This window comes from Streptomyces ureilyticus, from assembly GCF_011045025.1.
Classification (GTDB): Bacteria; Actinomycetota; Actinomycetes; order Streptomycetales; family Streptomycetaceae; genus Streptomyces; species Streptomyces ureilyticus.
In genome coordinates, this window is sequence record NZ_JAAKZX010000012.1 from 71,531 (window position 1) to 96,713 (window position 25,183).

The window sequence follows — 25,183 nt, forward strand, 5'->3', positions numbered from 1 at the left end:
CGTAGACACGCCTCGCAAAGGAGCGAGTGGAATGTTCACGCGACGCAGACGGCACACGGCGGTGGCTCTCGCCGCCTTTCTGACGGCCCTGACCGCGCTGGCCTCGGCTCCTGCCGAAGCCGGGGCGGACCGCGGTGCCGTACACCCTTCTCTCAGGCCGTACTTGGCGGCGTACTACGACTTCGAGCACCCGTTGCGCAGCAATCCGGCGAGGGAGCGGGACCAGGGCTTCTCGCGTACCGACATCGATCTCGTCAACGGCGGCGCGGCGATGCGCACGCGGGACGGGGCACACCGGGGCAGCCGGACCTCGCTCCAGGTGCGGCAGGTGAATCCGGAGGCGGCGGGCAACGACGACTGGAAGGCGGGCGTGTACGGGGCCTCGGGTGTGCCGAGCCTGCGGGCCTTCAACGCGGCCAAGGGGATGACCGTCATGGGCTGGTTCAAGGCGACCGGTCCGAATCCGGGCCGGAACAGCAACACGGCCGCCCCGGACGACTACTACGGCGCCGTCGGCCTGGCGGGCGTACTGTCCGGGGACTCCGACGGCCACGCGGTCCGCGCCCTGCTGGAGATCATCGAGGTGAACGGCGAGCTGCGGCTGGTCGCCCTCGGCCGGCGCATCGACGGGGCGAGCTCCCAGACCTTCGCCGCGTCCGAGGACTGGCGGACCCTGCTGCCGGACGGCAAGTGGGTCTTCCTCGCCGCGACCTTCGACTTCGACACCGGAGCCATGGCGCTCTACCGCAACGGGCAGCGGCTGGACGGTTTCTACACCGTCCCCGGCGACCCCTGGGATCTCTCGCGACCCGGACCGCACCGGGCCTCACCGACCGACCCCCGGGGCATGAAGATCGGCGGGAGCTTTCCGCAGAACACCGGCGAACGCAATCCCTGCGACTGCCGCATGGACAGCTTGATGTTCCTCAACCGGGCCGTGGACGGCGACCGGATACGGGCTCAGTTCCGCCTGTCGAACTCCGGCCGGCACTGAGCGCACCAAAGGAGTGATAGCGATGCCCCCATCCCCCGGCGTCAGACCGAGACCTCTCGTACTGGCCCCTCTCCTCGTCCTCTCCCTACTGCTGTCGGCCCTCGTCCTCCTGCCCGGCACGGCGCACGCCGCGGCCGAGCCCATCACCGACCCCATCCCCGAGCGGCCCACCACCTCCGGCATCGGGCTGACCGTCGAGGAGTACGCCTCCTTCCCGAAGACCGAACCGCCGCCCGGCCCGGTCACCGATCCACGGCTGGTACGGCACGCCCGGATCAACTACTTGAGCGAACTCCCCGACGGTTCGGGCCGGAAGGCCGTCCCCGACCTCAACGGCAAGCTGTATCTCGTCGAGGACGGCGGCAGCCCGCAGGTCTATCTCGACATCGCGGCCACCTTCGGCCCCGCGTTCTTCGCCAGCCGTGGCCTCGGCCAGGGCTTCGGGTTCGTGACCTTCGACCCCGGCTTCAAGCGCAACGGCCGCTTCTACACCGTCCACACCGAACTGGCCTCCGCCACCACCGCGGTGCCCGACTTCCGGCAGCAGGCGGCGACCAACTACCACGGCATCATCACCGAGTGGACCGCCGACGACCCCTCCGCCGACACCTTCCAGGGCACCCGCCGCGAGGTCCTGCGCATCGGCTTCGCGGGCACGATCCACGGCATCCAGCAGATCGACTTCAATCCCAACGCCCGGCCGCACAGCGCCGATTACGGACTCCTCCATGTCGCCGTCGGCGACGGCGGCCAAGGCGTCAGGAACACCGAGCCGCAGGACCTCTCCCTCCCCCACGGCAAGATCCTGCGCATCGACCCACGCGGCACGAACAGCGCCAACGGTGAGTACGGCATCCCGGCCCGGAATCCGTTCACCCGCACCCCCGGCGCACTGGGCGAAATCTACGCGTACGGCATGCGCGACCCGCACCGCTTCAGCTGGGACTCCGGGGGCAGCCACCGCATGTACCTCGGTCACATCGGACAGCACGCCGTCGAGTCCGTCTACGAGGTGCGCGCGGGCGACAACTTGGGCTGGAGCGAACGCGAAGGCCCCTTCGTCTTCGACAAGACGGCCGCCGACCCCTGCGACCAGATGCTCCCGCTCCCCGAGGACGACGAGAAATACGGCTACACCTATCCCGTCGCCGCCTACGACCACGACCCGCCCGCCGACTGGAACTGCACCTCCGACGTGGGCCGCGCCATCGTGGGCGGCTTCGTCTACCGCGGCCACGACGTGCGGGAGCTGCGCGGCAAGTACGTCTTCGGGGACCTCGTCGACGGGCGTCTCCTCTTCGCCGACTCAAAGGACATGCGGCGCGGGAAGGAACTGGCCCAGCTCTATGACCTGATGCTGTACGACGCGAGCGGCAAGCGCGTCACCATGCAGGAGTTGGTCGGGGACACCCGGGTGGACCTGCGTTTCGGGCAGGACGCGGACGGCGAGCTGTATCTGCTCTCCAAGGCCAACGGCAAGATCTGGAAGGTCACCGGGACCCGGACGTTCGCCTCCTGCGACACCGGCGGCTCCACGCTCCGTAACGTCATGGCCGGTCGGAACTGGGCTCCCGTCACCCCGTCGAAGTGGCGGTTCCCTGGCCATGAGGCCGTCCTCGCCGAGCCCGGAGTCCAGCGGCCCGGGCCGCGCCGCCCCTTCGAGTACGGCGTACTGACCGCGGGTCCGGCGGCTCTCGGCTCCGTACGGATCGACGCGGAGGTGCGGATCGACACCCCCGTCGAGATCACCAACCGGGACGTGATCATCGTCTTCGACTACCAGTCGGACACGAAGTTCTCCTACGCCCATCTGTCGACGGACAACACCATCTATCCGCACAACGGCATCTTCGTCGTGAACGACGCCGACCGGCTCCGGATCGAGGACCAGTGGAACGGCACGACGGGCGCCCCACCGGCCATCACCGACAGCGACTGGCACAAGGTGCGGGTGGTGCGCTGCGCGAGCAGCGGTGAGATCGCGGTCTACGTCGACGGCTCGAAGTATCCGCTGATGACCGCTGTCGACAGCACGCTCACCTCCGGCAGGGTGGGCTTCGGATCGTTCGACAACATCGGGCGGCTGCGCGGCCTGAAGGTCTCGTACCGCTGAATCTTCCACCCTGAAGGGCCTCGGTCTCAGACCGGGCCGAGGCCCTTCCCGCCCAGGCGTTCCAGGTCGGAGGGGCGGACCTGGATGACCACGACGGCGATCAGCGCGGCGAGCACGGCGAAAATCGCCGCCATGATGAAGGCTGCCGAGATACCGGCGGTGAGGACCTCGTCGACCCACGGCGGCGGGAGGTCCCCGGTGCGCTCGAACCGTGCGCGTTCGGCCGGGGTCGCCTGCTCCAGGAACTGCGGAACCTGCTTGTCCGCCTCGTTCCCGCTGGCCGTGCCGAACATCGTGACCAGGATGGACAGACCCAGCGAGCCGCCGACCTGCTGGGTGGCGTTGAGCAGTCCGGAGGCCGCACCGGTCTCCCGGGGCGAGACGTTGGAGAGCGCCATGAGCGTGAGCGAGACGAACTCCATGCCCATGCCCAGGCTGAAGACGAGGATCGGGCCGAGGACGCTGCCCACGTAGGTGGAGTGGACGTCGGTCAGGGTCAACCAGGCCAGGCCGGTCGCCGCCAGGATGCCGCCCACCACCATGAAGGGCTTGGGGCCGTATCTGGGCAGGAACTGTGAGGCCAGCCCGGCGCCGATCGCGATGACCGCGCTGACGGGCAGGAAGGCGAGACCGGTCTGCAGCGGGCTGAAGTCCAGCACGTTCTGGGTGAAGAGCGTGAGGAAGAAGAACATGCCGAAGATCGCGGCGGCCAGGCTCAGCATCATGCCGTAGGTGCCCGCGCGGTTACGGTCCGCGAACATGTGCAGCGGCGTGATCGGCTGCCTGGACTGCCTCTCGATCAGGATGAACACCGTGAGGATGACGACGGCCCCGGCGAACGAGGCCACGGTGAGCCCGTCCCGCCAGCCTTCCTGCGCGGCCCTGATGAATCCGTAGACCAGCAGCACCATGCCCACGGTGGAGGTCAGCGCGCCGGCGATGTCGAAGTGGCCGGGATGGCGTTCGGACTCCTTGATCCAGCGGGGGGTGGCGAGGGCGATGAGCAGCCCGATGGGGACGTTGACGAAGAGCACCCAGCGCCAGTTCAGCCACTCGACGAGGATCCCGCCGGCGAGCAGGCCGATGGCTCCGCCGCCTGCCGAGACCGCGGCGAACACCCCGAAGGCCCGGTTGCGGTCGGGGCCTTCGCGGAAGGTCGTACTGACCAGGGAGAGGGCGGTCGGGGACGCGATGGCACCGCCGACGCCCTGGAGGGCGCGGGCAGCGAGGAGTTGGCCGGCGTTCTGCGCGAGTCCGCCGAGCAGGGAGGCGAGCACGAAGAGCAGTACGCCGAAGATGAAGACGCGCCGCCTGCCGAGGATGTCACCGGTGCGGCCGCCGAGCAGCAGCAGCCCGCCGAAGCTGAGGGTGTAGGCGTTGACCACCCAGGCCAGGCTGGTGGTGGAGAAGTCCAGGGAGCGCTGGATGTCCGGCAGCGCGATGTTCACGATGGTGATGTCCAGGACCACCATCAGCTGGCAGGACGCGATGACCAGCAGAGCCATCGCGTTTCCGCCACCGCCGCGTTCCTTGGCGGTGGTCTGCGCTGAAGGGGCCGGCTGCGGGCTGCTGGTCATGGCGTGTCGCACCCCCGGAGGTCGAACCCTCGCGAGAGATCAGCGAGCGGTTCCGTCCACTCCTGCTTGCACCGTTCGACGGTACGCCCGCCCGAGTGGCGTCACCACTCGAGGCGGTGGCGGGCGGGTGTGGGGTACGGGAGATCCAAGTGTGCGGTCCCTTTTGGGGCGAGCGCGGCTTGCGTCAAGGTGCCGCGCAGTCCGGGTCGTCGACGATCACCGCGTTCGACGGAAGGATCACGGCGTCCTCCTCGAACCTTGTGGTGACGTAGCCCCGCTTGCCGGCCCCGACGCACTTCGTGGCGAGGTTCCCGAAGCCGTCGGGGAAGTTGTAGACCTCCGCCGCGGTGTCCTCCCCTGCCCGGCCCTTCACCGGGGCGTCGCCCTTGCCCCGCTCGTCGTCGCGCTCCTGGGAGCAGCCGGTGAGCAGGACGGCGAACAGCAGCGCGCCGCAGGTGGCGACGCCCGTCGTAGTCAGCCGGCGCACGACTTGTCCTCGACGATCTGGACGTTCGACGGAGCGCCCGCGTTCGTCGTGACATACGCGCGGAAGCCGTGCCCCACGCACTTGGTGGCGAGATTCCCGAAGCCGTCCGGCATGTTGTAGACCTCGGCCGGGGTGTCGTCGCCCTTGTTGCCCTTCACCGGGGCGTCGCCCTTGCCCCGCTTGTCGTCGTACTCCTGAGAACAGCCCACAAGAAGGCTTCCCGCAGCCAGTGCCATGGCCGCCGCCCAGACCGATGCTCGTACCCGCCTCATCAGAAGTCCCCCGTACCGGCAGATCGGATGGTGTCACTGAAGACAGCGCGGTGGCCTGGTCCGGTTCCCCTGGTGGTCGAGCCTCTCGGCTTCCTCTGGTGGTCGAGCCTCTCGGCTTCCTCTGGTGGTCGGGTCTCTCGGCAGGGCTATGGGCGCTTCCAGCTGCGGTGCGTTACGCACCCGGCGCGCGGTACTCAACTCTCTGACGGGCCGTCTCCGGCACGGCCGCCATACGGCTTACTGCCACCCGGCGCCGATGGACTTAGGGTTCTTGTGTGAAGGCCTTCGCGCGGGCGGAGCTGCGGCGCGATCTGGCCGGTGTCGTGTATGTGCCTGCCGCACAGGACCCCGACCGGCTCGGAGCGGCGCTGCGGGCCGAGGACGCGCTCGTCGCGCTGCAGGTGCGGTACGGCGGATCCGACCCGGAGCACGCTCCCTGGCTGGTTGCCGCGCGTCCCTTCCCGCTCGGGCCCGCTCTGACGCGGCAGCTCGAACGGCTCGGGGCCGCTGTCTTCGCACTGTGCGACACGGCGCAGGATCTGTACACGGAGGGGGATCCGCACGTCCGGGCCGCTCTGGACATCGGGGTGCCCGAGGACCTGTGTGGTCGCGACCTGGACCGCCGCATCGAGTTTTTCCGGCTCGATGTCGTCCTGGGCCAGGGCATGCCGCGGGTGACCGAGATCGAGGAGGCCTTCGGCAACGTCGGAAAGATGCACGCCTTCGAGCGGGCGTACGGCGTGGATGCCGGCGAGCTGTTCCGGGCCTTCCACCGGCGCGGAATCGAGCGGATCTGGATGGACGACCAGTACCCGACGTACCGGTCGGAGAACGAACTCGCCGCCCGCCGTATGCGGGAGCAGTTCGGCCGCCCGGTGGAGGTGGAGTTCTTCTCCCGCTTCTGCGACGACGGGCGCACGGGCTGGCGTTTCTGCTACGTCAAAGAGCTGCGGCAGTACGGGGAGCGCCTGCGCCGGGAGATCTTCGCGGCAGCGGAGCGGCTGATCAACCCGCTGTTCCACGGCTTCGGCACCAAGGCCCTGCTCCCGCTGGTCTGGGACCCGGCCCTGGAGTCCCCGATCGCCGAGCGGCTCGGGGCAGAGGCCACGAACGTGCTCCGCGCCTGCGTCCCGTGGTCGCAGGTGTTGCCGGCCCGGCCCGACCCGGCGCTTGTCGATCAGCTCAAGGCATGTGGTCGCGAGAAAGTGCTGAAGGTGATCGACTCCGACGCCTCGGAGTTCACCTGGGGAAGCCGGGGCGTCTTCTTCGGCGACCACTCGGCCGGCCGCTGGCGGGGCGCGCTGGACGCGGCTGTCGCCGGTCACATCCCGGGCCGCCCCGAGGCCACCGGCTCCCGTTTCGTGATCAGTGACCTCGTCGACAGCGACCGGTTCGACGTGGAGTTCCTGCACCCGCAGAGCAGGGAGTTGTGCCTGCTGCCGAGGGCACGCATCCGCCTGACCCCGATCTACGCTCGCCAGGTGCACGGCAGCGAACTCCTGGGCGGCCACGCCACGTTCGTCAATACCAGCCGCAAGGTCCACCTGGGCCACCATGCGGTCTGCACACCGTTCGTCCCGTCCTCCACCCGGGCCTGACGACGCCGTAAACGATCTCCATCAGTTGGTCCGTGAGGATTCCCTGCCCGTTCATTTGGTGCCGGACTGATCGTTTCTGCGCGGCATCTGCCCACCGGTTGGCCAGGAAGAGTTGGTTCAAAGGCTCCTTACGGGCCTCTGCCAGGGGCCCTAAGGTCCCGGTGACCAGTCGGCGGCGCTCAACAAGTCATCGCTCGCTCTTCATTGACGAAGGAGTAGCTGTGGAACGTCGCAACTTCCTGCGCGGTGCAGTGATCGGCACCTCGGCCGCCGTCTTCGGCGGCACGCTCATGCACGGGGCCGCGTACGCGGCCCCCGCCCAGAACGGCACCAGCCCGTACGGCGGTCTGCTGGCCGCGGACGCCAACGGGATCATGCTGCCCAGTGGCTTCACCAGCAGAGTCATCGCCCGCTCCAGCCAGACGGTCCCCGGCACTTCGTACACCTGGCACAACGCCCCCGACGGCGGCGCCTGCTTCGCCGACGGCAGCGGCTGGATCTACGTCTCCAACTCGGAGGTCGGAACCGGTGGCGGCGCGAGCGCCGTCAAGTTCAGCTCCTCGGGCGCCATCACCGGCGCCTACCGCATCCTGTCCAACACACGGAACAACTGCGCTGGCGGCAACACCCCGTGGAACACCTGGCTGTCCTGTGAGGAAGTGAGCCGCGGCTACGTCTACGAGACCGACCCGTGGGGCGTGAAGGCCGCCCTCCGCCGCGACGCGATGGGCCGCTTCAAGCACGAGGCTGCCGCCGCCGACCCGGTACGCAAGGTGATCTACCTGACCGAGGACGAGTCGGACGGCTGCTTCTACCGCTTCATCCCCACCACCTGGGGCGACCTTTCCTCCGGCACCCTCCAGGTGCTGAGAGCCGGTACCGGCACGTCCGGCTCCTTCACCTGGGCGAACGTGCCCGACCCGGACGGCTCCCCCACCTACACCCGCGACCAGGTCTCCGGCGCCAAGATCTTCAATGGCGGCGAGGGCTGCCACTACGCCAGCGACACCGTCTGGTTCACGACCAAGGGCGACAACCGCGTCTGGCAGCTCAACCTGATCAACAGCACCTACGAACTGGCCTACGACGACAGCCTGGTCACCAACGGAGCCGCACCGCTGACGGGCGTCGACAACGTCACCGGCAGCTCCTCGGGTGACCTCTTCGTCGCCGAGGACGGCGGCACCATGGAGATCTGCATCATCACGCCCAACGACATCGTGGCCCCTTTCCTGCGCATCACCGGCCAGTCCGGCTCGGAGATCTGTGGCCCGGCCTTCTCGCCCGACGGCAAGCGGCTGTACTTCTCCAGCCAGCGCGGTACGAGCGGCAGCTCCTCCGGCGGCATCACCTACGACGTGACCGGCCCGTTCCGTACCACCGCCTGATCGCGAGCCGGTGCCGGTTGGGGCGGCGTGCGGAAGGTACCGCCCCAGCCGTCACCGGCCTGTCCCCGCGCGAGGTCCGCTCTCCACATGGGATGCGAACCACTGCCGGGCCGCGGCAGAGATGTCCTCCAGTGCCCCTGGCTCATGGAACAGATGCGTTGCGCCGCGCACGACATGGATCTCGCTCGGCGCGCTGAGCCTTCCGGGAGCTTCCTGGTTGGTACGCGGGTCCGTCTCGTCGGCGCCGCCGACCACGAACAGCACCGGGGCCCGGACGCTCCGCAGCGCGTCGTACGTCAGGTCCGGACGCCCGCCTCGGATGACCACGGCAGAGACGCGTTGGGGCCGCTCGGCGGCCGCCAGCAGAGCCGATGAATCGCCGCCGAACAGGCACACCGGGACACCGGCGGTCTCCGGCCGCTGGTCCAGCCAGTCGATGGCATCCACCAGCCGCTGGGCCAGAAACGGGATGTCGAAGAGATGCCGGGCCGCGCGTGCGTCGGCCCGCTTCTCCAGTTCGGTGAGGAGATCAAGGAGCAGCGTGCCCATTCCTGCCCGGTGGAACGTATCGGCGAGCGTGCGGTCGCGTGAACTGCCGCGGGAGCTGCTGCTGCCCTCGGTGATGACCACCACCGACCGGACCGGTCCGGGGACGACCAGATCGCCTGCGAGCGGGGCCCCGCTTGCGGGCACCAACACCAAGTCGGAGATCATCTTGGTCCTCCCAACGTGATACTCGCTGGGCTCTGGGCGTCCCGAGTACCCAAGGAGAGATCCGGTACGCGATCTGTCCGGTTTCTCGGCTTCCGGAACGGGACCATTCGAATTCCGGTACCGGCGGGGTCTTCCCCTGGACATGTGCGGTCCGTTAATTTCCGTGACTCAAGTCGCGTGTAATTTCCGTGACCGAAAAAGTCCCGTGCGACCGCCCGGGACCTCCGACAGCGGAGCACCAGCGCTCAGCAAGCCTCGGGGGCACCTGCCATGACACGCGCCATTTCTCTGCACGACGTGAGCAAGGCCTATACGCGGGGCGTCCGGGTGGTGGACCGGCTCTCGCTCGACATCGCGCCCGGCGAGTTCCTCGTGCTGCTCGGGCCGTCCGGCTGCGGGAAGTCCACCGTGCTCCGGATGATCGCCGGCCTCGAGGAGATCACCGAGGGCGAGCTGCTGCTCGACGGCGAGCCCGCCAACGATCTGCAGCCGTCGGAGCGGGCGATGGCGATGGTGTTCCAGAACTTCGCCCTCTACCCGAACATGACCAGCCGCGGCAACATCGGCTTCCCGCTGCGGGTCGAGAACCCGGCCGAGGACCGGGGCCCCCGCGTGGACGCGACGGCCCGCATGCTCGGCATCGAGGAACTGCTCGACCGCTACCCCCGCCAGCTCTCCGGCGGTGAGCGCCAGCGCGTGGCCATGGGCCGGGCCATCGTGCGCCACCCCACCGCTTTCCTCATGGACGAACCGCTGTCCAACCTCGACGCCAAGCTCCGCAACCACCTGCGTGCCGAGATCTCCACGCTCACCCGGCAGCTCGGGGTGACGACGGTGTACGTCACCCACGACCAGGCCGAGGCCATGTCGCTCGGCGACCGGGTGGCCGTACTGCGCGGCGGCGTGCTCCAGCAGGTGGGCACCCCGCGCTCGGTGTACTCGCTGCCCCGGAACGTGTTCGTCGCCGCCTTCATCGGCACGCCCCGCATCAACCTGCTGCGCGGCCTGGTCCGCGCCCCGCTCGACGGCGCGATGTCCATCAGCCTGGGCCGCCAGTACCTGCGCCTGCCTGAACCCCTCTCCCTGGATCACCAGTTGCTGCGCGTGCAGCAGGGCCGGGAGGTCATCGTCGGGCTGCGCTCGGAGGCGGTGCGCATCGCCAAGCCCGGCTCCGCACGTCCTGGAGAGGTGGCGATCAGTGGACTGGTCGAGCATCTGGAGTTCCAGGGGCACGAGGTCCTCGTCCACTTCAACACGGGCTCTCAGCCCGCCTTCGTGCCGGATCTGGAGGCGCCGTACCCCGTACGCGCCGTCCGTCGACGCCGCCGTGACGGTACGGTCCTGGACCGCATCCGGGGTCGCGCGGGCGCCCTGCGTGCCGGCCCGGTCGTGGTCCTGGACGAGCCGGACGACGAGCGGCCCGACCACGCGGCACCGGCAACGCAGGAGAACCGCCTCCCCGGTGACCTGGTGGTCCGCACGACCCCCGACATCGAGCTCCGCCTCGGCATGCAGGTCCCGCTCCTGGTCGACCTGGCGCATCTCTTCGTCTTCGACCAGCACGGCGACCGCATCAGCCCGGCCCCGGCGCGGCTGCCGGACCTGGACGAGTGATCTTCCTGGGTGTCAGCGCAGGCGCGTGTACTGGTTCACGCCGCCCACGAACGCCACCGTCGCCCGCCCTCGCAGCACCAGCACATCCAGGTGCGCGGCCGTTTCGTTGACCGCGAGCATCTGATTGAAGGCGTTCAGCTCGCCGAACGGCACCGCCCTGCGGGTCCATCCGAGCTTGCGCGCCACCGCGTGGGCGTCGAGCGTGTCCTCGCCCAGCGCTGTCAGGCTCTTGGCCAGCCGGTCGTCGTGGTGGGCGAGCAGTTCGGCGACGCGGGTGTGGGCACTGTCGGCGACCGGCCCGTGCGCGGGCAGCAGGCGGGCGTCGGCGTACCGGTGCATCAGCCGCAGCGAGTCCAGGTAGTCGGCGAGCGGGCGGCCGCCCGGCTCGGCCAGCTCGAAACCGATGGACGGGGTGATGTGCGGCAGGACGTGGTCCCCGGAGAACAGCAGCCCCCGCTGCTCGTCCAGGAAGACGACATGTCCCTTGGTGTGTCCGGGAGTTGGTACGACATGCAGTTCGCGCTCGCCGAAGCGGAGCGTCTCGGCGGCGAGCCAGCGGTCGGGGGCCTCCCACACGCTCGGGTCGTAGCCGCCGTGGTCCATCGCCGCGATGCGGTCGGCGAGTTCGCCGGCTCCTGCCGTGCGCAGGGTTTCCAGTGAGCCGGTGGGTTGGTCGCTGCGCAGCTGGTCGAGCATCTCCAGGCCCGGGCGTTCACCCGCGCCGAGGTAGACGCGCGAGCCCAGCAGCCGGCGCAGTTCCACCGCGTTCGTGTAGTGGTCGCGGTGGATGTGGGTGACCAGGATGTGGCTGATGTCGCCGAGGTCGCGGCCGATGGCGGCCAGCGCCTCGTCGAGCGCCTTGCGCGCCTCGGGGATCGCCCAGCCGCCGTCGATCATGACGATGCCGCCGTCGTCGGCCAAGTCCTCCAACAGATAGACATTGACGGCGTGCAGGCCGTCGTTGGGGAGTGGCAGAGGAACGCGGTGCACCCCGGGCTGTACGGTCTGGACCCCGGCGGCGGCCCACGGGCCCTGGTCGAACCGCGCTGTCATGTTCCTCCTCCTTGATGTACCGCCGTGGATCATGCCCGATGGCACGCGCGACGGCACATTTCGCAGTGTGTTGCCTCGTCAGGTCCGGTCGACCATAGGGGAATTCAGTCTGACGGCCAGGTCCCGGGCCCCTCTCCGGTCGAGCTTGCCGACCTTGGTCTGGGGCAGTTCGTCGATGCCGAAAACGAATTCGGGCCACTTGGTCTTGGACAGGCCGACGCTCTCCAGGTGACCGGTCACTTCGGCGAGGTCGATGCCGCCGCCGTCCTCCGTGACGACGAGCAGCGCCACGCGTTCGCCGAGGACATCGTCAGGAACCGCCACGACACAGGCCCTGGCCACGCGCGGGTAACTGGCCACCGCGCGCTCGATCTCGGTGATGTCGATGTTGCGTCCACCGCGGATGATGATGTCCTTCTCGCGGCCCATGATGCTGATGGTGCCGTCCTCGTGGGTCATCAGCAGGTCGCCGGTGGGCAGGTATCCGTCCTCCGTCAGCGCCGGCGGATCGACCTTGCCGTCGCGGGCGTAGCCGAGAAAGAGGGAAGGGCCGCGCACGTGTGCCCGTCCGGTCACTCCGGGGCCCGCGGTCCGCCCGCCGGGGGTGAGCGCGCGGAGTTCCGTACCCGGGAAGGGCCGGCCGTCCCTGCCGAGCCGGATCTCCTCGGGCTCGTCGGGGCTCGGCGAGGTGTGGCCGAGACACTCGGACATGCCGAAGACGCGAAGGATCTTCGTGCCCAGAGACTGTTCGGCCCGGGCCAGGGCTCCGCGGTCCATGGGCCCGCCGCCGACGGTGATCGACCGGACACCGCCGAGGATGCCGGAGCCGGCCGCCTCGGTTCCCATCTGCAGTGCCATGGTCGGTACGCACATGGTCCAGCGGACGCCGGCCTCGGCCATCCTCCGCAGTACGACGGCCCGGTCCCACTTCCCCGTCATGACGAGCGGCCCGCGCAGCAGGAGGGAGAGGTAGACGCCGAAGCAGTACGCCGCCGTCGATGACAGCGGCACGATCGCGGCGACGGCGTCGCCGGGCGACAGGCCGTTGACGGTCATCGTGCTCGTGGCGGCATAGCGCAGGGCCTGCTCGGACTGGACGACGCCTTTGGGCCGCCCGGTCGACCCGGAGGTGAGGCCGATCAGGACGCCGCCGGACCAGCGCGACACGTCACGCTCGCCGGGAGCGGACAGGCACTGCCAGCCGTCGAGCACCGTCCGCGCCGAGCCAGGCAGCCGTTCGGGCACCGCCCAGTCGGCCATCGCCGAGGGCTCGGCGACGACGGCGTCCGGGCGGATGTCCTCCCAGGCCGCGGTGAACTCAGCGTGTGTGGTGTGCCGATTGACCACCGCGATCACCCCGCCGCTCAGGCCCACGGCGAGGGTGGCGGCGACAGTACGCCATGAGTTGTCCGCCTGGACCAGGACCGTGCCGCCCGCTTTGCCGCCCGTGCCGGTGGACAGGGCCCCGGCCAGCCGTGTGGCCTCGTCGAGCAGTTGCCGGGCCGTATGGCTGCCCGTGTCATCGATGACGGCAACGAAGTCGGCCTCGTCCGCCTTCTCTTGGAACTCCCGCACTACCTGTCGCATCTCGTCCCTCGCTGCGCTGTGCCGAACTCCGTCTACTGAACGCTGCGGTGCCTGCTGTGCTGGTGGACCGGGATCAGTCGGTCCAGGCGCCTCAAGCGGCGAACATCTCCGCCTCGTGTCCCATCACCGCGATGCGGCGGCCCTTCATGTCACCGACCTGTGCGACGGCCTCCGCCCACTCGGCGCTCGCGAGGGCCTTCTTCAGGTCCTCCGGGGAGTCGAAGCTGAGCACGGAGATCCCGTCCCAGCCTTCGGAGCGCGGCTCCAGCGCGGCGTCGATCTCGGTGTGCCGCCAGGCACGCAGTCCGGGCAGGCGGTAGGTCAGCTCCGCGTGGTCGCCGCGCCACCACTCGATGAACTGCTCGTGCGTCCACTCCGGAGGCCGAGCTGCCAGCAGGACGAGGTTGTACATGACGGTCCTCCGTACGCGGTCGGGTGAAGATGTGCGGTCAGTCGAAGCGGATCTCGGACGAGCGGCCGATCAGCAGGCGCTGCAGCCGGCCCTCTCCGTTCACCCGCCCGGCGGCGACAAAGCTCGCCTCAGGGACACCTGCGCGTCGTACCTCTCCCAGGAAGAGCTCGTCCTGGCCGAGCGTGGTCGCCGACAGCCGATGGTGGGTGCGGGTGCCCCGCTCGCGCTGTTCGAGGTAGCCCACGAGGGCGGCGCGGTCCCCGGCGAAGTCGGTGGCGTTGCCGTCGCCGGTGGAGAACAGGATGGACAGCGAGAAGTCGTCACTGATCAGGTCGAGGATCCGCGACGGCTCGTCTCCGTCGAGGATCTCGAACCACGCGGTGAGGAAGGGGGCCGCGGTCGAGGTGTCGGTCATGTCCGGCTCCCTTCGCCCGCGGCCTGCCCGGACCAGTCGACGAGCTCGAAGGAAGTGGTGAAGAAGGACTGGTAGCGGGCCAGGAGCCCGTCGGGCGATACGACCGCGGCTGAGAGGAAGGAGCCGCAGTACCGCCCGCCCTCCGTCACCACTCCGTAGACGGTTTCCACGTCGCCGTCCCGGCTGTAGCGCAGGATCTCGTGCGCCCGGTCCACGGGATTGCGTCCCGCGATGTACGCGGCGAAGTCCTCCCTGGACTTGCCGATGACCTCCTTGCCCGGCAGGGCGATGAGGAAGCGGAAATCGGGTTCGAGCAGGTCCAGCGTCCGCTCCGGATGCCGGCTGTCCATGCTGGCCATGTAGTCACGCAACGCCATAGGAACCTTCTTCAGATCAACCTGAGCCAAGTTCAATTCAGTTTGGATGGTAGTCCCGCGAAAACAGGCCTGGCAATAGTGCGTCACGAAGCTGGCGGGGCGGTAGCGCGGCACCGGAAACGGGGCACGACAAAGCCCCCTGACGAATGTCCGCCAGGGGGCAGGAAAACTTACCGGGAAGCCGACGCGGCCGCTCAGGGCATCACGTGGCTACCATCCGCACGCAGGCACCCTCGATCAGTTCGCTGACCTCCGACAGCGGCGTCGGCCCGGACGGCCGGTACCACCGCCAGACGCTGACGATCAGGCCGAGCACGCTCGATCCCAGCAGTTGCGCGTCCCGCAACGGGAACGCGCCCTGGGACATGCCCCGTACCAGCAGGTTCGTCCAGTCCCGCTCTACGAGCTGGACCAGCTGACGGGCCGCGACGCGCTCGGCCTCCTCCCGCTTGGACTTGCGCGGGCCGGAGAGCAGGTCCATGTGGTTCTGCAGGATGCGCATCTGCAGAACTTCCTGGTCGGAGACGTCGTACGCCGCACGTACGGCGGCCCGCAGCGCCTCCACCGGCTCCGCGGCGTCCGCGGTGGCCTCCGTGAACTTGTCGTGGGAACGCTGCAACTCGAGCCGCATGATGGTGAGCAGACAGTGGGTCTTGGACTCGAAGTAGTGGTACAGCGCGGTCTGCCCGATACCTACCCTCTCCGCCACGGTGGACCACTTAGTGGCCTCGAAGCCGGTCTCCCCGAAGCAGTCGACGGCGGCCGCCAGGATGGCGGCGCGCTTGGACCTGGGTCCCGCTTCCGGTTCAACGATCTTTGTCCCCATGATCCGCCTGTCTCCTGGCTGCCGCCCATCTGGTCCTACCCGAGAGTAGCCCCAAGCTGAACTCAGTTGCCAATCGACTTCAGGTCACACACGTTCGAGCACGGTCGCGTTGGCCATGCCACCGCCCTCGCACATCGTCTGCAGACCATGGCGTCCGCCGGTCCTGCGCAGTTGATGGACGAGCGTGGTCATGAGCCGGGCACCGGTGGCGCCGAGCGGATGCCCGAGCGCGATGGCCCCGCCGAAGGCGTTGACCCGCTCCGGGGCGGCGCCGAGTTCCTTCTGCCAGGCGAGGACGACGGAGGCGAAGGCCTCGTTGATCTCGACCAGGTCGATCTCGCCGATCGACAGCCCGGCCTTGTCCAGGACCTTCTCTGTGGCGGGAATCGGACCCGTGAGCATGTGGATCGGATCGGAGCCGACCACAGCCATGGTGTGCACGCGCGCGAGCGGGGTCAGACCGTGACGGCGCACCGCCTCCTCGGAGGCGATCAGCAGGGCGGCTGCGCCGTCGGAGATCTGGCTGGAGACGGCGGCGGTCAGCCGGCCGTCCTCGGTGAGGGTCTTCAGGCCGGCCATTTTCTCGAGGGTGGTGTCGGCGCGTGGGCCCTCGTCGGCGGTGAGCCCGAAGGCCGGGGTGATCTCGTCGTCGAAGGCGCCGTCGGCCTGGGCGGCGAGGGCCCGCTGGTGGCTGGTGAGCGCGAACCGCTCCATGTCCGTACGGGAGATGCCCCACTTCTCGGCGATCAGCTCGGCCCCGCGGAACTGCGAGACCTCCTGGTCACCGAAGCGCTCGCGCCAGCCGTCCCCCGCGAACGGGCTGCCCATGCCGGCCTGCTCGCCGACGAACATCGGGCTGGCGATGGGCACCAGGCTCATCACCTCCACACCGCCGACGACCACCAGGTCGGCGGCGCCGGAGCCGACCGCCTGGGCGGCGAAGTGCACGGCCTGCTGGGAGGAACCGCACTGGCGGTCGATGGTGGTGCCGGGGACGTGCTGCGGCAGCCCCGCCGACAGCCAGGCCGTGCGGGCGATGTTCCCGGTCTGTGCGCCGAGCTGGCTGACGCACCCGAAGTACACGTCGTCGACGGCGCCCGGGTCGGCCCCGGTGCGCTCCAGCAGGGCGCGCAGCACATGGGCGCCGAGGTCGGCGGGGTGCACGCCGCTGAGCGTGCCCTTGCGGCGGCCGACGGGGGTGCGGACGGCTCCGACGATGAATGCTTCCGACACGGTGGGCTCCAGAGGGTTTCGGGTACGGGTTCAGCTGCTGGGCGGGACGCGCGTGAAGTCGGGCGCCCGCTTGCCCAGGAAGGCGGCTACGCCCTCACGGCCCTCTTCGGAGGCGGCCGCGGCGGCGAGCGCACGGGCCTCGCGGTCCAGGTGGGGACCGAGGTCCGCGGTCAGCCCGGCGGCGACGAGGCGACGGGTGGCCCCGAAGGCGGCGGTGGGTCCACCGCGCAGGGTCTCTGCCGTGCGCTCGGCCTCGGCGGCCAGTCGGTCGTGGGCGACGACGCGGCTCACCAGTCCGATGTCCGCGGCTTCCTCCGCCGGTATCCGACGGTTCGTCAGCAGCAGGTCCAGGGCTCGCTTGTGGCCGATCAGGCGGGGCAGGAACCAGCTGACTCCGGCGTCCGGTGAGTAACCGATGCCGGTGTACGCGGCGGTGAACGAGGCGTTGTCGGCGGCGAGGGTGACATCGGCGGCCGCGGCCAGACCGATGCCCGCGCCCGCGACGGCTCCTTGCACGGCGGCCACCACGGGCGCGTCGCCCGCGGCGAACGTACGCAGGGCGTCGTGCAGTGCGTCGGTCACCGCGGTGAGGTGCTTCTCCAGCGCCTCGCCGGACAGGCGCGAGAACTCCCTGAGGTCACCGCCGACGCAGAAGGACTTCCCCTCGCCGGTGAGCAGCACGGCCCGTACGGCCTCACGGGCGCAGATCCGTGCAGCGTCCAGCAGTCCGCGCGCCATGTCCAGGTCGATGGCGTTGCCCGCCTCGCCCCGGCGCAGGGTTATGCGGGCAAGACCGTCGTCGTCGATCTCGATGCCGACACTCATCGCGTCGGCCCTCCTCCCGTCCCTCATCGCGCCGTCCATCCGCCGTCGACGGTCAGCACCTGTCCTGTGCAGTACGAGGAGGCGTCCGAGGCGAGGAACAGCAGCGCGCCGTCGAGTTCATGACCGTCGCCGCCGCGCCCCAGCAGGGTGTTGCGCTCGACCCAGCGGCTGGAGCGCTCGTCGCCGAAGAGGTCGGCGGTCATCTCGGTGCGGAACCAGCCCGGGGCGAGCGCGTTGACACGTATGCCGCTGCGACCCCATTGTCCGGCCAGCTCCCTGGTCAGGCCGATCAGTCCGGCCTTGGACGCCGAGTAACTCGCGCCGCCGAGGGGGGCGGCGGTCACCAGACCGAGGATGGAGGAGACGTTGATGATGCTCCTGCCGCCCGTGTCACCGGGTGCCTCGGCGGTGAGGCGGGCCAGGTGGTAGGGCGCGGTGAGGTTGACGCCGAGGACGTCGGCGAAGGCATCCGGCGATTCGTCCTCGGCGCGGGTCTCGCCGGAGGTGGCCGCGTTATTGACCAGGATGTCGAGACGGCCGGTGGCGGCCAGCGCGGTCTCGGCCAGCCGCGTACGGTCGGCGGCGAGCGAGACGTCGCAGGCGACGGGGTGGATACGCGCGTCGGAGTCGGCGAGTTCCTTCAGCCGGTCGATGCGGCGGGCCGCGGCGAACACGGTGGCGCCGGCCTGCGCGAGGACGGCGGCGAAGCGTGCGCCGAGCCCGGCGGAGGCGCCGGTGACGAGGGCTGTCCGGCCCTGGAGCGAGAACAGCTCGGCGGATGACTGCGGCGCGCTCACTCGTCCACCCCGATCGGCAGGGCGGTCGCGCCACCGTCGAGCACCAGGGTCTGGCCGGTCATCCAGGAGGAGGCGTCCGAGGCCAGAAATAGTGCCGCGTTCGCCACGTCCTCCACCGTGCCGAGGCGCCGCAGCGGCAGCTTGGCGGTGAGGATCGGCTCCCGCACCTCCCACACCGCCCGCGCCAGCTCGGTCTTGATCAGACCGGGAGCGATGGCGTTCACCCGCGCACGCGGGCCGAGTTCGTAGGCGAGCTGCCGGGTCATGTGGAGCATGGCGGCCTTGGTGGCGTTGTAGTAGCCGATGTGCGGGTCGACGATCAGTCCGCCGACGGAGGCGATGTTGACCACCGCTCCCCCGTGCTCGGCCATCCAGGCCCGCCAGGCGCACCGGGTCCAGGCGATCATGCCGTACTGGTTGACGCGTACGGTCTTCTCCGCGCGCGGCAGATCCAGGTCGAGGAGATCGCCGTGGTACGGGTTCGTCGCGGCGTTGTTGACGAGGATGTCGACCCGGCCGAAGCGGGCCATGGTCTCGTCGACGCAGGCCTGTGCCTGATCGGGTTCGCCGGCGTTGGCCACCACCGTGTGCACGTCGCCGTCGCCCTTGACGCGGAGCAACTCCTCGCGCGCCTCGGCGAGTCCGGCGGCCTTGCGGGCCGCGATCACCACGTGCGCGCCGGCCGCTCGGTACGCAGTGGCGATGCCGAGGCCGATGCCGCGGGATCCGCCGGTGATGACGGCGACCCTGCCGTGGAGGGTGTTGCCGCCGCCGTCGTAGGTGTTGGCGCTCACGCTGTCCCCGTCTTCGTGTCGGTCTTCTTGTACTTGGCGAGTTCCTGGCGGGCGACGGTCCGCAGATGCACCTCGTCCGGGCCGTCGGCGATCCGCAGCGCCCGCGTGATGGCGTACAGCCGGGCCAGTACGGTGTCGTCGCTGACGCCCGCCGCGCCGTGCGCCTGGACCGCGCGGTCGACCACCTTGTGGGCGACCTCCAGCGCCGCGATCTTGATCGCGGCGACCTCCATCCGGGCGGCGGCGTTGCCGACGGTGTCCATCAGCCAGGCCGACTTGAGGACGAGGAGACGCAGTTGCTCGATCTCGATGCGGCTGCGGGCGATCCACTCGCGTACGACGCCCTGGTCGGCGAGCGGCCCGCCGAAGGCGACGCGTGCGGTGACGCGCTCGCACATCACCTGCAGGGCGCGCTCGGCGAAGCCCACGGCGCGCATCGCGTAGTGCATCCGCCCTGGACCGAGCCGTCCCTGGGCGAGCGCGAAGCCCTCCCCCTCGCCCCTGAGAATGTTCTCCACCGGCACCCGGACGTCCTCGAAGAGCACGTCACCGTGTCCCAGCCGGTCGGTGTAGCCGAACATCGGCAGGTCGCGCAGCACCGTGACGCCCGGGGTGTCCCGGGGGATGAGCAGCATGCTCTGCTGCCGGTAGGTGGGCGCGTCCGGATCGGTCTTGCCCATCAGGATGATCAGCTTGCAGTCGGGGTCGAGGATCCCGGAGGTGTACCACTTGCGGCCGTTGACGACGTAGCTGTCGCCGTCGCGGGTGATACGGGTCCGGATGTTGCGGGCGTCGGAACTGGCGACCTCCGGCTCGGTCATGGCGAAGCAGGAGCGGATATCCGCGTTCAGCAAGGGCTTCAGCCAGCGCTCCTGCTGTTCGGGACTGCCGTAGAGCGCGAGCAGTTCCATGTTGCCGGTGTCGGGCGCCGAGCAGTTGAACACCTCGGGGCCGATGATGGAGCGGCCCGCCAGCTCGGCGAGCGGCGCGTACTCGAGGTTGGTGAGCCCCGCGCCCCAGTCGCCGTGCGCCATGAAGAGGTTCCACAGACCCTCGGCGCGCGCCTTCTCCTTCAGCTCGGTCATCACGGGCGGCAGCGCGTGCGGGTCGTCCCCTTCGGCGAGCTGCCGGTCGTAGACCGCTTCGGCGGGGAAGACATGCTGCTCCATGAACGACCGCATGCGGTCCTGGAGTTCACTCGCCCGTGGCGAGAATCCGAAATCCACGATTGCTCCTGTCCGGGGTGCCGGGGTGCGGGGTGCCGGGGTTCGTGTGGTCGGTCCGGATCAGCCGAGGATGTCGCGTGCCGTGCGGATCATCGCGGCGATGGTCGGCGGCAGTCGCTCCTGGTCCGGGTCGTGGTGCTTGCCCTCGCGGTGCCGGCGCAGGTTGTGGCCCATGATCGCGGCCATCTTCATGCGGCCGAGCGCCCGGAACCAGTCCATCGCGGGCAGCGCGGGCCCTCCGTCGAGATAGGCGTCCAGCAGTTCCGCCTCGGTGGGCAGGCCGGGCACGGCGCGCCCCAGCTGAGGGAAGTTACGGTGGTCGGCGAACAGCAGGAACCAGCCGAGGTCGATGCGCGGGTCGCCGACGCTCCAGATCTCCCAGTCGACGACAGCCACCGCGCGCTCGCCGACGCACAGCACGTTGCCGAGACGGAAGTCCCCGTGCAGCAGAACCGGTGGCATGCCGCCGGGCACGCCGGCGGCGAGGCGAGCCAGCAACTCCTCACCGCCCGGCCGGAGTTCCGGTGGTACGGCGTGCAGGGTGCGGCTCCACCGCTCCAACTCGCCTGCCGCGTCGAGTGGTTCGGGCGCGTCGAGTCCGGGGGTCTGGATGTCGGTCTCGTGCAGCCGCCGCAGGACGGAGGCGATCTCCAGCATCCGGGCGCGGGCCGTGGCGGCAAGCACCTCGGGCTCGTCGAGTACGGGCTCGACGGCCTCGCCGACCGCGAAGTCCATGGCGAACCATGCCGGCTGGGTCTCGTCGACGGCCACGACCCCCGGTACCGGGACCTGCTCCACGGACCCGGCCAGCGCGCCCAGCACGCGCGCCTGGCGCAGCACGTCGTTGCGCCCGACGGGCCGCTGCCCGGGAGGCACCGCCTTGACGACGTACCTGTGATCCCCGGCCGTGACGGAGTACGTGAGCCCCGAGTGGCCGCCCGGCAGCACCGTCAACTCGCCGATCGGGGCGCCCGGGTGGCGGCGGGCGAGCCGGTCGCGGACTCGGACGGACAGCTCCGGCACCTGGGTGGCCGTGCTCATCGGACGTGCTCCTTACTCATCGGACCGGCTCCCTGGGCAGGCCGAGCACGCGTTCGGCGAGGATGTTGTGCTGGATCTCGTCGGTGCCGCCCGCGATGCTGTAGCCGGGGGCGCCGAGCAGGTGCTCCGTCCAGGCGTAGGTGCCCCACTCCCCCGTGTCCGCGACGAGGCCGGGCCCCAGCAGCTCCGAGACCAGATCGCTGGTGCGCCGCATGGTCTCGGTGGCGTAGAGCTTGCCGACCGAGGCTTCCGCGCCGGGCTCGCGTCCGGCCACGAGGGCCGCGGTCACCCGCAGTCCCATGAGCCGCTGGACGAGGGTGCGGATGTGGAGGTCGGCGGCCCGCTGCTGTTCACTGCCGGTGAGCGGACGGGGCAGGTTCCCGGCCAGTTCCAGCGCCCGGTCGGCGTTGTCAAGGCCAAGGTTGCCGGAGTCGAGCCGCTCGGCGGCCAGCACACTGAGCGTGACCCGCCAGCCCTCGCCGACCGGACCGAGCCGGTCGGTGTCGGGCACCACCACACCGTCGAGGTAGACCTCGTTGAAGCTGGTGCCGCCGGTCATCTGCTGGATGGGCCGTACGGTCACGCCCGGCGCGTCCATGCGCACCAGGAAGACGGTGATGCCGGCGTGCTTGCGTACGTCCGGATCGGTGCGGCACACCGCGACACCCCAGGTCGCGACGCGAGCTCCGGAGGTCCACACCTTGTGCCCGGTCAGCACCCAGTTGTCGCCGTCGCGCACGGCCCTGGTCCGCACCGCGGCGAGGTCGGATCCTGCCTCGGTCTCCGAGAACAGCTGACAGGCCAGCTCGTCGGTGCGCAGCATGGGCCGCAGCCAGCGCTCCTTCTGCTCCTCGGTGCCCCAGATGCCGATCGCGGGGGCGACGAGCTGCTGCGTCACCGGAAAGACCTCGGTGCGGTGCGGCACGTCGAAGGCCGCCTCTTCGGTGCGGTAGAGCTGCTCGTAGTACGCGGGCAGTCCACGCCCCCCGTACGCCTCCTGCCAGTTGAGCGCGCCCCACCCCTGGTCGTAGCGGGTGCGTTCCCACTCCTGGATGCGGGCGGTGTGCTCGCGCTCCTGCTCCTCGGTCCAGTTCTCGAACACGGCGACGGAGTCGGAGCCGCTGCCCCATTCCTCGTCGCCGGCGCGGGGCCTGGCGACCGTGGCGAGCCACTGCCGGGCCTGGGTGCGGAACTCCTCGGGCTCCGGGACAGCGCCGGCTTCCGGGATATCGCTCATGTCTTCTTCCACCTCCGATCGGCGGGACGTTCAACGGGGACGTTCGTTCAGCGGGACAGCACCGTGCAGGCGCTCACGCCCGGGGCGCCGTACACGTGGGTGAAGCCGACCCTGGGCTCGCCCGGGACCTGGCGTTCGCCGGCCCGCCCGCGCAGCTGCTGGACCACCTCGTAGACCTGGCGCAGCCCCGAGGCCCCGATGGGTTCGCCGTTGGCGATGCAGCCGCCGTCGGTGTTGACCGGCAGCGTTCCGCCGATCTCGGTGACACCGGAGGCGATCAGCCGCTCCTGCTCGCCGTCCTCGCAGAACCCGCACTCGGCCATGTGCATGACCTCGGCGCCGCTCTCGGTGTCCTGCAGCTGGCAGACATCGACGTCGCCGGGGCCGATCCCGGCTTCCTCGAAGGCGGCGGCCGAGGCATCACGGCTGACGCTGGTCAGCTGACCGCCGGGAATCCAGGGGCTGAAGACTTCGAACGAGCCGAAACGCCGGGTGCGTACGCCCGCCGAGCGCAAGGCGACCGGCGGGCCGTCCAGGGTGTCCAGGCTGCGCGCGGCTTCGGGCGAGCAGAGCACCAGCGCGGCCGCGCCTGCTCCCGGGGAGCAGAACATGTAGCGGGTCAGCGGATCGCTGACCATGCCGGATTCGAGGACCTCCTCGGCCGACACCGGCTTGCGCCGCCATGCCTCAGGGGTCAGACCGCCGTTGCGGTACGCCTTCTCGGCGACCAGGGCCAGGGTGCGCGGGGTGATTCCGTGGTCGTACATATAGCGCTGGATCTTCATGCCGAAGAACTGGGTCGTCACCATCAGCCCGTCGCTGCCGTACTCCGCTCCCAGCCCCCAGTCCTCGGGCCGAGGGTCGAAGGCGCCGCGTGGGTGTTTGTCGAAGCCGACGGCGAGGACGACGTCCGCCATGCCGGAGCGGATCGCGTTCACGGCGGAGATCAGCGCGCTGCCGCCGGTGGCGCAGCCGTTCTTGACGTTGATGAACGGCACCCCGGTGAGGCCGAGTTGGGCCACCAGCGTGTCGGCGAGGCCGGCGCTGTCACTGCCGCCGAACGCGGCCCGCACCCGCGACCACTCGATCCCGGCGTCCGCCAGCGCGGCGTTCACCGCACCGACGGCCAGTTGCCGGCCGCTCGCCTCCGACCGGCCGAACGGGGTGCGCCCGGCGCCGCAGATCAGTACGTCGGTACTCATGAGCCCTCCTCGCCGGTTGTCGTGAGCCTGGCCCGTGGGACGCCGTGGCCCGCGGTCACGGTGAGGGGCATGCCGATGCGGACGTCGTCGAGGTCGTCGACCTCGAGTACGGCGGCCACTCGCACGCCTTCCACCAGCTCGACGTAACCGAGCGCGAACGGCACGAAGCCGCCGGGCGGGGCCTGATAGGGCGGGGACTTGGGGGCGTACCGCTGCACCGTCCAGGTCCACAGCCTGCCCGTGCCCTGGAGGACCGCCGGCTCGGCCGGTCCCCCGCAGCGCGGGCACGCCTCCTCCGCGGGGTAGGCCGTCACCGCGCAGCCGGAGCAGCATGAGCCCTGGAGCCCGACGGCGACGGTCGGACTCCGCGGATCCGTGGCCATCCGGATCAGCGCCCCGTCCACTTGGGTTCACGCTTCTCCAGGAACGCCGACACACCTTCGTTCGCGTCCTCGGAGTTGAGGGCCACGCCCACGGCGAGGTGCTCCATCACCATCAGCGACTGGGTGTCGGCGTCCAGGCTGCGGTCGATCGTCATCTTCGTCAGCCACATCATGAAGGGGCTCTTGTCGACGAGGTCCCCGATGAAGTCGTCGACCGTCTCGTCCAACTTGTCGGCCGGGGCGGATTTGTTGATCAGTCCGAACTCGACGGCCTCGATGCCGGAGAGGAGCTTGCCGGTGAGCATCAGCTCCTTGGTCTTGCGGATGCCGATCATGCGCGGCACCCGGTAGATCGGGCCGGCCCCGCCGAACAGCGCGCGGCGGATGTGGAAGTCGCCGATCTTGGCGTCGTCCGCGGAGATGGCGAAGTCGCAGGAGATCATGATCTCGAAGCCGCCGGCGGTGACGTGGCCCTCCAGGACCGCGACCGAGGGGGTCTTCATCGAGTAGAGGCGGTCGCACACCTTCGCGGACTTCACGGCGACATCGATCGCGTTCGACTTGCCGACGTACTCCGCCTTCAGGCTGTCGAGGTCGAAGCCCGAGCAGAAGGTGCCGCCGCGACCGCGGACCACCAGGACTCGCAGCTCGGGGTCCTCGTCGACCTCGGTGATGATCTCGTCGAGCCGGTTCAGGATCGGCACCGTGACGCAGTTCTTCTTCCACGGGCGGTTGAGCCACACACGGGCCACGTGGCCGTCACGCTCGAACTGGATCTCGTCTTCCACTGCCATCTCAGCCTCCAAATTGAACTGAATTCACTACGAGTCTGCGAGGATGAAGGTGCGCTGTCAACCCTTTGATCGAGACAGGTTCCGAAGGTGAAGACAGCTCGAGACATAGCCCGAAGACTTCCGCCATGTGATCGAACCGAACCTGATTCAAACCGACGGACGTGGAGCATACCTATTTCGGTTCACTACGGCCGAGGGCTTCGCCCCCCCGCCGTCCCCCCGTC

Annotated in this window: 25 protein-coding genes; 5 read left to right on the top strand and 20 right to left on the bottom strand. The window is 69.8% G+C overall.

Going from position 1 to position 25,183, the window contains the following annotated elements; genetic code table 11:
* Positions 1–31: 31 nt before the first annotated feature.
* Together G6048_RS06275 and G6048_RS06280 are read left to right on the top strand one after the other, a co-directional pair.
* Positions 32–994 (top strand): LamG domain-containing protein, encoded by a 963-nt coding sequence (locus tag G6048_RS06275; protein WP_235989505.1) that lies wholly within the window; start codon positions 32–34, stop codon positions 992–994.
* Positions 995–1,016: 22 nt separating this feature from the next.
* Entirely contained in the window at positions 1,017–3,107 is a 2,091-nt protein-coding gene (locus G6048_RS06280) for a PQQ-dependent sugar dehydrogenase (RefSeq protein WP_165338430.1), read from the top strand.
* A 26-nt stretch (positions 3,108–3,133) separates the two neighbouring features.
* On the opposite strand, the gene G6048_RS06285 is transcribed toward G6048_RS06280, so the two are convergent.
* The 3 genes from G6048_RS06285 to G6048_RS06295 all read right to left on the bottom strand — a co-directional run bounded on the left by G6048_RS06285 (position 3,134) and on the right by G6048_RS06295 (position 5,443).
* Positions 3,134–4,684: an MFS transporter gene (locus G6048_RS06285; RefSeq protein WP_165338431.1), complete on the bottom strand. Its 1,551-nt coding sequence runs from the start codon at positions 4,682–4,684 to the stop codon at positions 3,134–3,136.
* A gap of 184 nt (positions 4,685–4,868) precedes the next feature.
* Positions 4,869–5,171: a hypothetical protein gene (locus G6048_RS06290; RefSeq protein ID WP_206341243.1), complete on the bottom strand. Its 303-nt coding sequence runs from the start codon at positions 5,169–5,171 to the stop codon at positions 4,869–4,871.
* Complete coding sequence (locus G6048_RS06295) at positions 5,159–5,443, bottom strand: hypothetical protein (RefSeq protein ID WP_165338432.1); 285 nt, start codon at positions 5,441–5,443, stop codon at positions 5,159–5,161. Before G6048_RS06295 ends, G6048_RS06290 begins: the two co-directional genes overlap by 13 nt.
* A gap of 275 nt (positions 5,444–5,718) precedes the next feature.
* Between G6048_RS06295 and G6048_RS06300 the strand changes: the two genes are divergently transcribed.
* The gene (locus tag G6048_RS06300) at positions 5,719–7,041 is read left to right on the top strand and encodes a hypothetical protein (RefSeq protein ID WP_165338433.1); all 1,323 of its coding nucleotides are present in this window, start codon (positions 5,719–5,721) and stop codon (positions 7,039–7,041) included.
* Positions 7,042–7,262: 221 nt separating this feature from the next.
* A complete protein-coding gene (locus G6048_RS06305; protein WP_165338434.1) occupies positions 7,263–8,429 on the top strand; it encodes an alkaline phosphatase PhoX in 1,167 nt (388 codons plus the stop codon).
* Between the two features lie 51 nt (positions 8,430–8,480).
* On the opposite strand, the gene G6048_RS06310 is transcribed toward G6048_RS06305, so the two are convergent.
* A complete protein-coding gene (locus tag G6048_RS06310; protein ID WP_165338435.1) occupies positions 8,481–9,143 on the bottom strand; it encodes a dienelactone hydrolase family protein in 663 nt (220 codons plus the stop codon).
* A 270-nt stretch (positions 9,144–9,413) separates the two neighbouring features.
* Between G6048_RS06310 and G6048_RS06315 the strand changes: the two genes are divergently transcribed.
* Positions 9,414–10,757 (top strand): ABC transporter ATP-binding protein, encoded by a 1,344-nt coding sequence (locus G6048_RS06315; protein ID WP_165338436.1) that lies wholly within the window; start codon positions 9,414–9,416, stop codon positions 10,755–10,757.
* 12 nt (positions 10,758–10,769) lie between these two features.
* Here the strand turns inward: G6048_RS06315 and G6048_RS06320 are convergent, their stop codons facing one another.
* The 16 genes from G6048_RS06320 to G6048_RS06395 form a co-directional block, all read right to left on the bottom strand.
* Positions 10,770–11,810 carry an MBL fold metallo-hydrolase gene (locus G6048_RS06320; protein ID WP_165338437.1) on the bottom strand — a complete coding sequence of 347 codons (1,041 nt, stop codon included), beginning with the start codon at positions 11,808–11,810 and terminating at the stop codon, positions 10,770–10,772.
* A gap of 78 nt (positions 11,811–11,888) precedes the next feature.
* A complete protein-coding gene (locus G6048_RS06325) occupies positions 11,889–13,397 on the bottom strand; it encodes a class I adenylate-forming enzyme family protein (protein WP_165338438.1) in 1,509 nt (502 codons plus the stop codon).
* Between the two features lie 91 nt (positions 13,398–13,488).
* Positions 13,489–13,809: an EthD family reductase gene (locus G6048_RS06330; protein WP_165338439.1), complete on the bottom strand. Its 321-nt coding sequence runs from the start codon at positions 13,807–13,809 to the stop codon at positions 13,489–13,491.
* A 37-nt stretch (positions 13,810–13,846) separates the two neighbouring features.
* Positions 13,847–14,224: a hypothetical protein gene (locus tag G6048_RS06335; RefSeq protein WP_165338440.1), complete on the bottom strand. Its 378-nt coding sequence runs from the start codon at positions 14,222–14,224 to the stop codon at positions 13,847–13,849.
* On the bottom strand, positions 14,221–14,601 hold the full coding sequence (locus G6048_RS06340) for a nuclear transport factor 2 family protein (protein ID WP_165338441.1): 381 nt from the start codon (positions 14,599–14,601) through the stop codon (positions 14,221–14,223). Before G6048_RS06340 ends, G6048_RS06335 begins: the two co-directional genes overlap by 4 nt.
* A gap of 202 nt (positions 14,602–14,803) precedes the next feature.
* Complete coding sequence (locus G6048_RS06345) at positions 14,804–15,427, bottom strand: TetR/AcrR family transcriptional regulator (protein ID WP_165338442.1); 624 nt, start codon at positions 15,425–15,427, stop codon at positions 14,804–14,806.
* 84 nt (positions 15,428–15,511) lie between these two features.
* The gene (locus G6048_RS06350; protein ID WP_165338443.1) at positions 15,512–16,660 is read right to left on the bottom strand and encodes an acetyl-CoA C-acetyltransferase; all 1,149 of its coding nucleotides are present in this window, start codon (positions 16,658–16,660) and stop codon (positions 15,512–15,514) included.
* A gap of 30 nt (positions 16,661–16,690) precedes the next feature.
* Complete coding sequence (locus tag G6048_RS06355; RefSeq protein WP_165338444.1) at positions 16,691–17,485, bottom strand: enoyl-CoA hydratase/isomerase family protein; 795 nt, start codon at positions 17,483–17,485, stop codon at positions 16,691–16,693.
* Between the two features lie 23 nt (positions 17,486–17,508).
* The gene (locus G6048_RS06360) at positions 17,509–18,282 is read right to left on the bottom strand and encodes an SDR family NAD(P)-dependent oxidoreductase (protein WP_165338445.1); all 774 of its coding nucleotides are present in this window, start codon (positions 18,280–18,282) and stop codon (positions 17,509–17,511) included.
* Positions 18,279–19,076: an SDR family oxidoreductase gene (locus G6048_RS06365; protein ID WP_165338446.1), complete on the bottom strand. Its 798-nt coding sequence runs from the start codon at positions 19,074–19,076 to the stop codon at positions 18,279–18,281. Before G6048_RS06365 ends, G6048_RS06360 begins: the two co-directional genes overlap by 4 nt.
* Positions 19,073–20,302: an acyl-CoA dehydrogenase family protein gene (locus tag G6048_RS06370; protein ID WP_165338447.1), complete on the bottom strand. Its 1,230-nt coding sequence runs from the start codon at positions 20,300–20,302 to the stop codon at positions 19,073–19,075. Before G6048_RS06370 ends, G6048_RS06365 begins: the two co-directional genes overlap by 4 nt.
* Before the next feature lie 60 nt (positions 20,303–20,362).
* Positions 20,363–21,343: a phosphotransferase family protein gene (locus G6048_RS06375; RefSeq protein WP_165338448.1), complete on the bottom strand. Its 981-nt coding sequence runs from the start codon at positions 21,341–21,343 to the stop codon at positions 20,363–20,365.
* Positions 21,344–21,359: 16 nt separating this feature from the next.
* On the bottom strand, positions 21,360–22,580 hold the full coding sequence (locus tag G6048_RS06380) for an acyl-CoA dehydrogenase family protein (protein WP_165338449.1): 1,221 nt from the start codon (positions 22,578–22,580) through the stop codon (positions 21,360–21,362).
* A gap of 47 nt (positions 22,581–22,627) precedes the next feature.
* On the bottom strand, positions 22,628–23,782 hold the full coding sequence (locus G6048_RS06385) for a thiolase family protein (RefSeq protein ID WP_165338450.1): 1,155 nt from the start codon (positions 23,780–23,782) through the stop codon (positions 22,628–22,630).
* Complete coding sequence (locus G6048_RS06390) at positions 23,779–24,165, bottom strand: Zn-ribbon domain-containing OB-fold protein (RefSeq protein ID WP_165338463.1); 387 nt, start codon at positions 24,163–24,165, stop codon at positions 23,779–23,781. Before G6048_RS06390 ends, G6048_RS06385 begins: the two co-directional genes overlap by 4 nt.
* Before the next feature lie 5 nt (positions 24,166–24,170).
* The gene (locus G6048_RS06395) at positions 24,171–24,959 is read right to left on the bottom strand and encodes an enoyl-CoA hydratase/isomerase family protein (RefSeq protein ID WP_165338451.1); all 789 of its coding nucleotides are present in this window, start codon (positions 24,957–24,959) and stop codon (positions 24,171–24,173) included.
* Positions 24,960–25,183 lie beyond the last annotated feature (224 nt).

Excerpts from the sequence above, each read along its gene's own strand:
- G6048_RS06275 (WP_235989505.1), top strand. The coding sequence starts at position 32 with ATGTTCACGCGACGCAGACGGCACACGGCGGTGGCTCTCGCCGCCTTT.
- G6048_RS06280 (WP_165338430.1), top strand. The coding sequence starts at position 1,017 with ATGCCCCCATCCCCCGGCGTCAGACCGAGACCTCTCGTACTGGCCCCT.
- G6048_RS06285 (WP_165338431.1), bottom strand. The coding sequence starts at position 4,684 with ATGACCAGCAGCCCGCAGCCGGCCCCTTCAGCGCAGACCACCGCCAAG.
- G6048_RS06295 (WP_165338432.1), bottom strand. The coding sequence starts at position 5,443 with ATGAGGCGGGTACGAGCATCGGTCTGGGCGGCGGCCATGGCACTGGCT.
- G6048_RS06310 (WP_165338435.1), bottom strand. The coding sequence starts at position 9,143 with ATGATCTCCGACTTGGTGTTGGTGCCCGCAAGCGGGGCCCCGCTCGCA.
- G6048_RS06315 (WP_165338436.1), top strand. The coding sequence starts at position 9,414 with ATGACACGCGCCATTTCTCTGCACGACGTGAGCAAGGCCTATACGCGG.
- G6048_RS06320 (WP_165338437.1), bottom strand. The coding sequence starts at position 11,810 with ATGACAGCGCGGTTCGACCAGGGCCCGTGGGCCGCCGCCGGGGTCCAG.
- G6048_RS06325 (WP_165338438.1), bottom strand. The coding sequence starts at position 13,397 with ATGCGACAGGTAGTGCGGGAGTTCCAAGAGAAGGCGGACGAGGCCGAC.
- G6048_RS06330 (WP_165338439.1), bottom strand. The coding sequence starts at position 13,809 with ATGTACAACCTCGTCCTGCTGGCAGCTCGGCCTCCGGAGTGGACGCAC.
- G6048_RS06335 (WP_165338440.1), bottom strand. The coding sequence starts at position 14,224 with ATGACCGACACCTCGACCGCGGCCCCCTTCCTCACCGCGTGGTTCGAG.
- G6048_RS06340 (WP_165338441.1), bottom strand. The coding sequence starts at position 14,601 with ATGGCGTTGCGTGACTACATGGCCAGCATGGACAGCCGGCATCCGGAG.
- G6048_RS06345 (WP_165338442.1), bottom strand. The coding sequence starts at position 15,427 with ATGGGGACAAAGATCGTTGAACCGGAAGCGGGACCCAGGTCCAAGCGC.
- G6048_RS06355 (WP_165338444.1), bottom strand. The coding sequence starts at position 17,485 with ATGAGTGTCGGCATCGAGATCGACGACGACGGTCTTGCCCGCATAACC.
- G6048_RS06375 (WP_165338448.1), bottom strand. The coding sequence starts at position 21,343 with ATGAGCACGGCCACCCAGGTGCCGGAGCTGTCCGTCCGAGTCCGCGAC.
- G6048_RS06380 (WP_165338449.1), bottom strand. The coding sequence starts at position 22,580 with ATGAGCGATATCCCGGAAGCCGGCGCTGTCCCGGAGCCCGAGGAGTTC.
- G6048_RS06385 (WP_165338450.1), bottom strand. The coding sequence starts at position 23,782 with ATGAGTACCGACGTACTGATCTGCGGCGCCGGGCGCACCCCGTTCGGC.
- G6048_RS06390 (WP_165338463.1), bottom strand. The coding sequence starts at position 24,165 with ATGGCCACGGATCCGCGGAGTCCGACCGTCGCCGTCGGGCTCCAGGGC.
- G6048_RS06395 (WP_165338451.1), bottom strand. The coding sequence starts at position 24,959 with ATGGCAGTGGAAGACGAGATCCAGTTCGAGCGTGACGGCCACGTGGCC.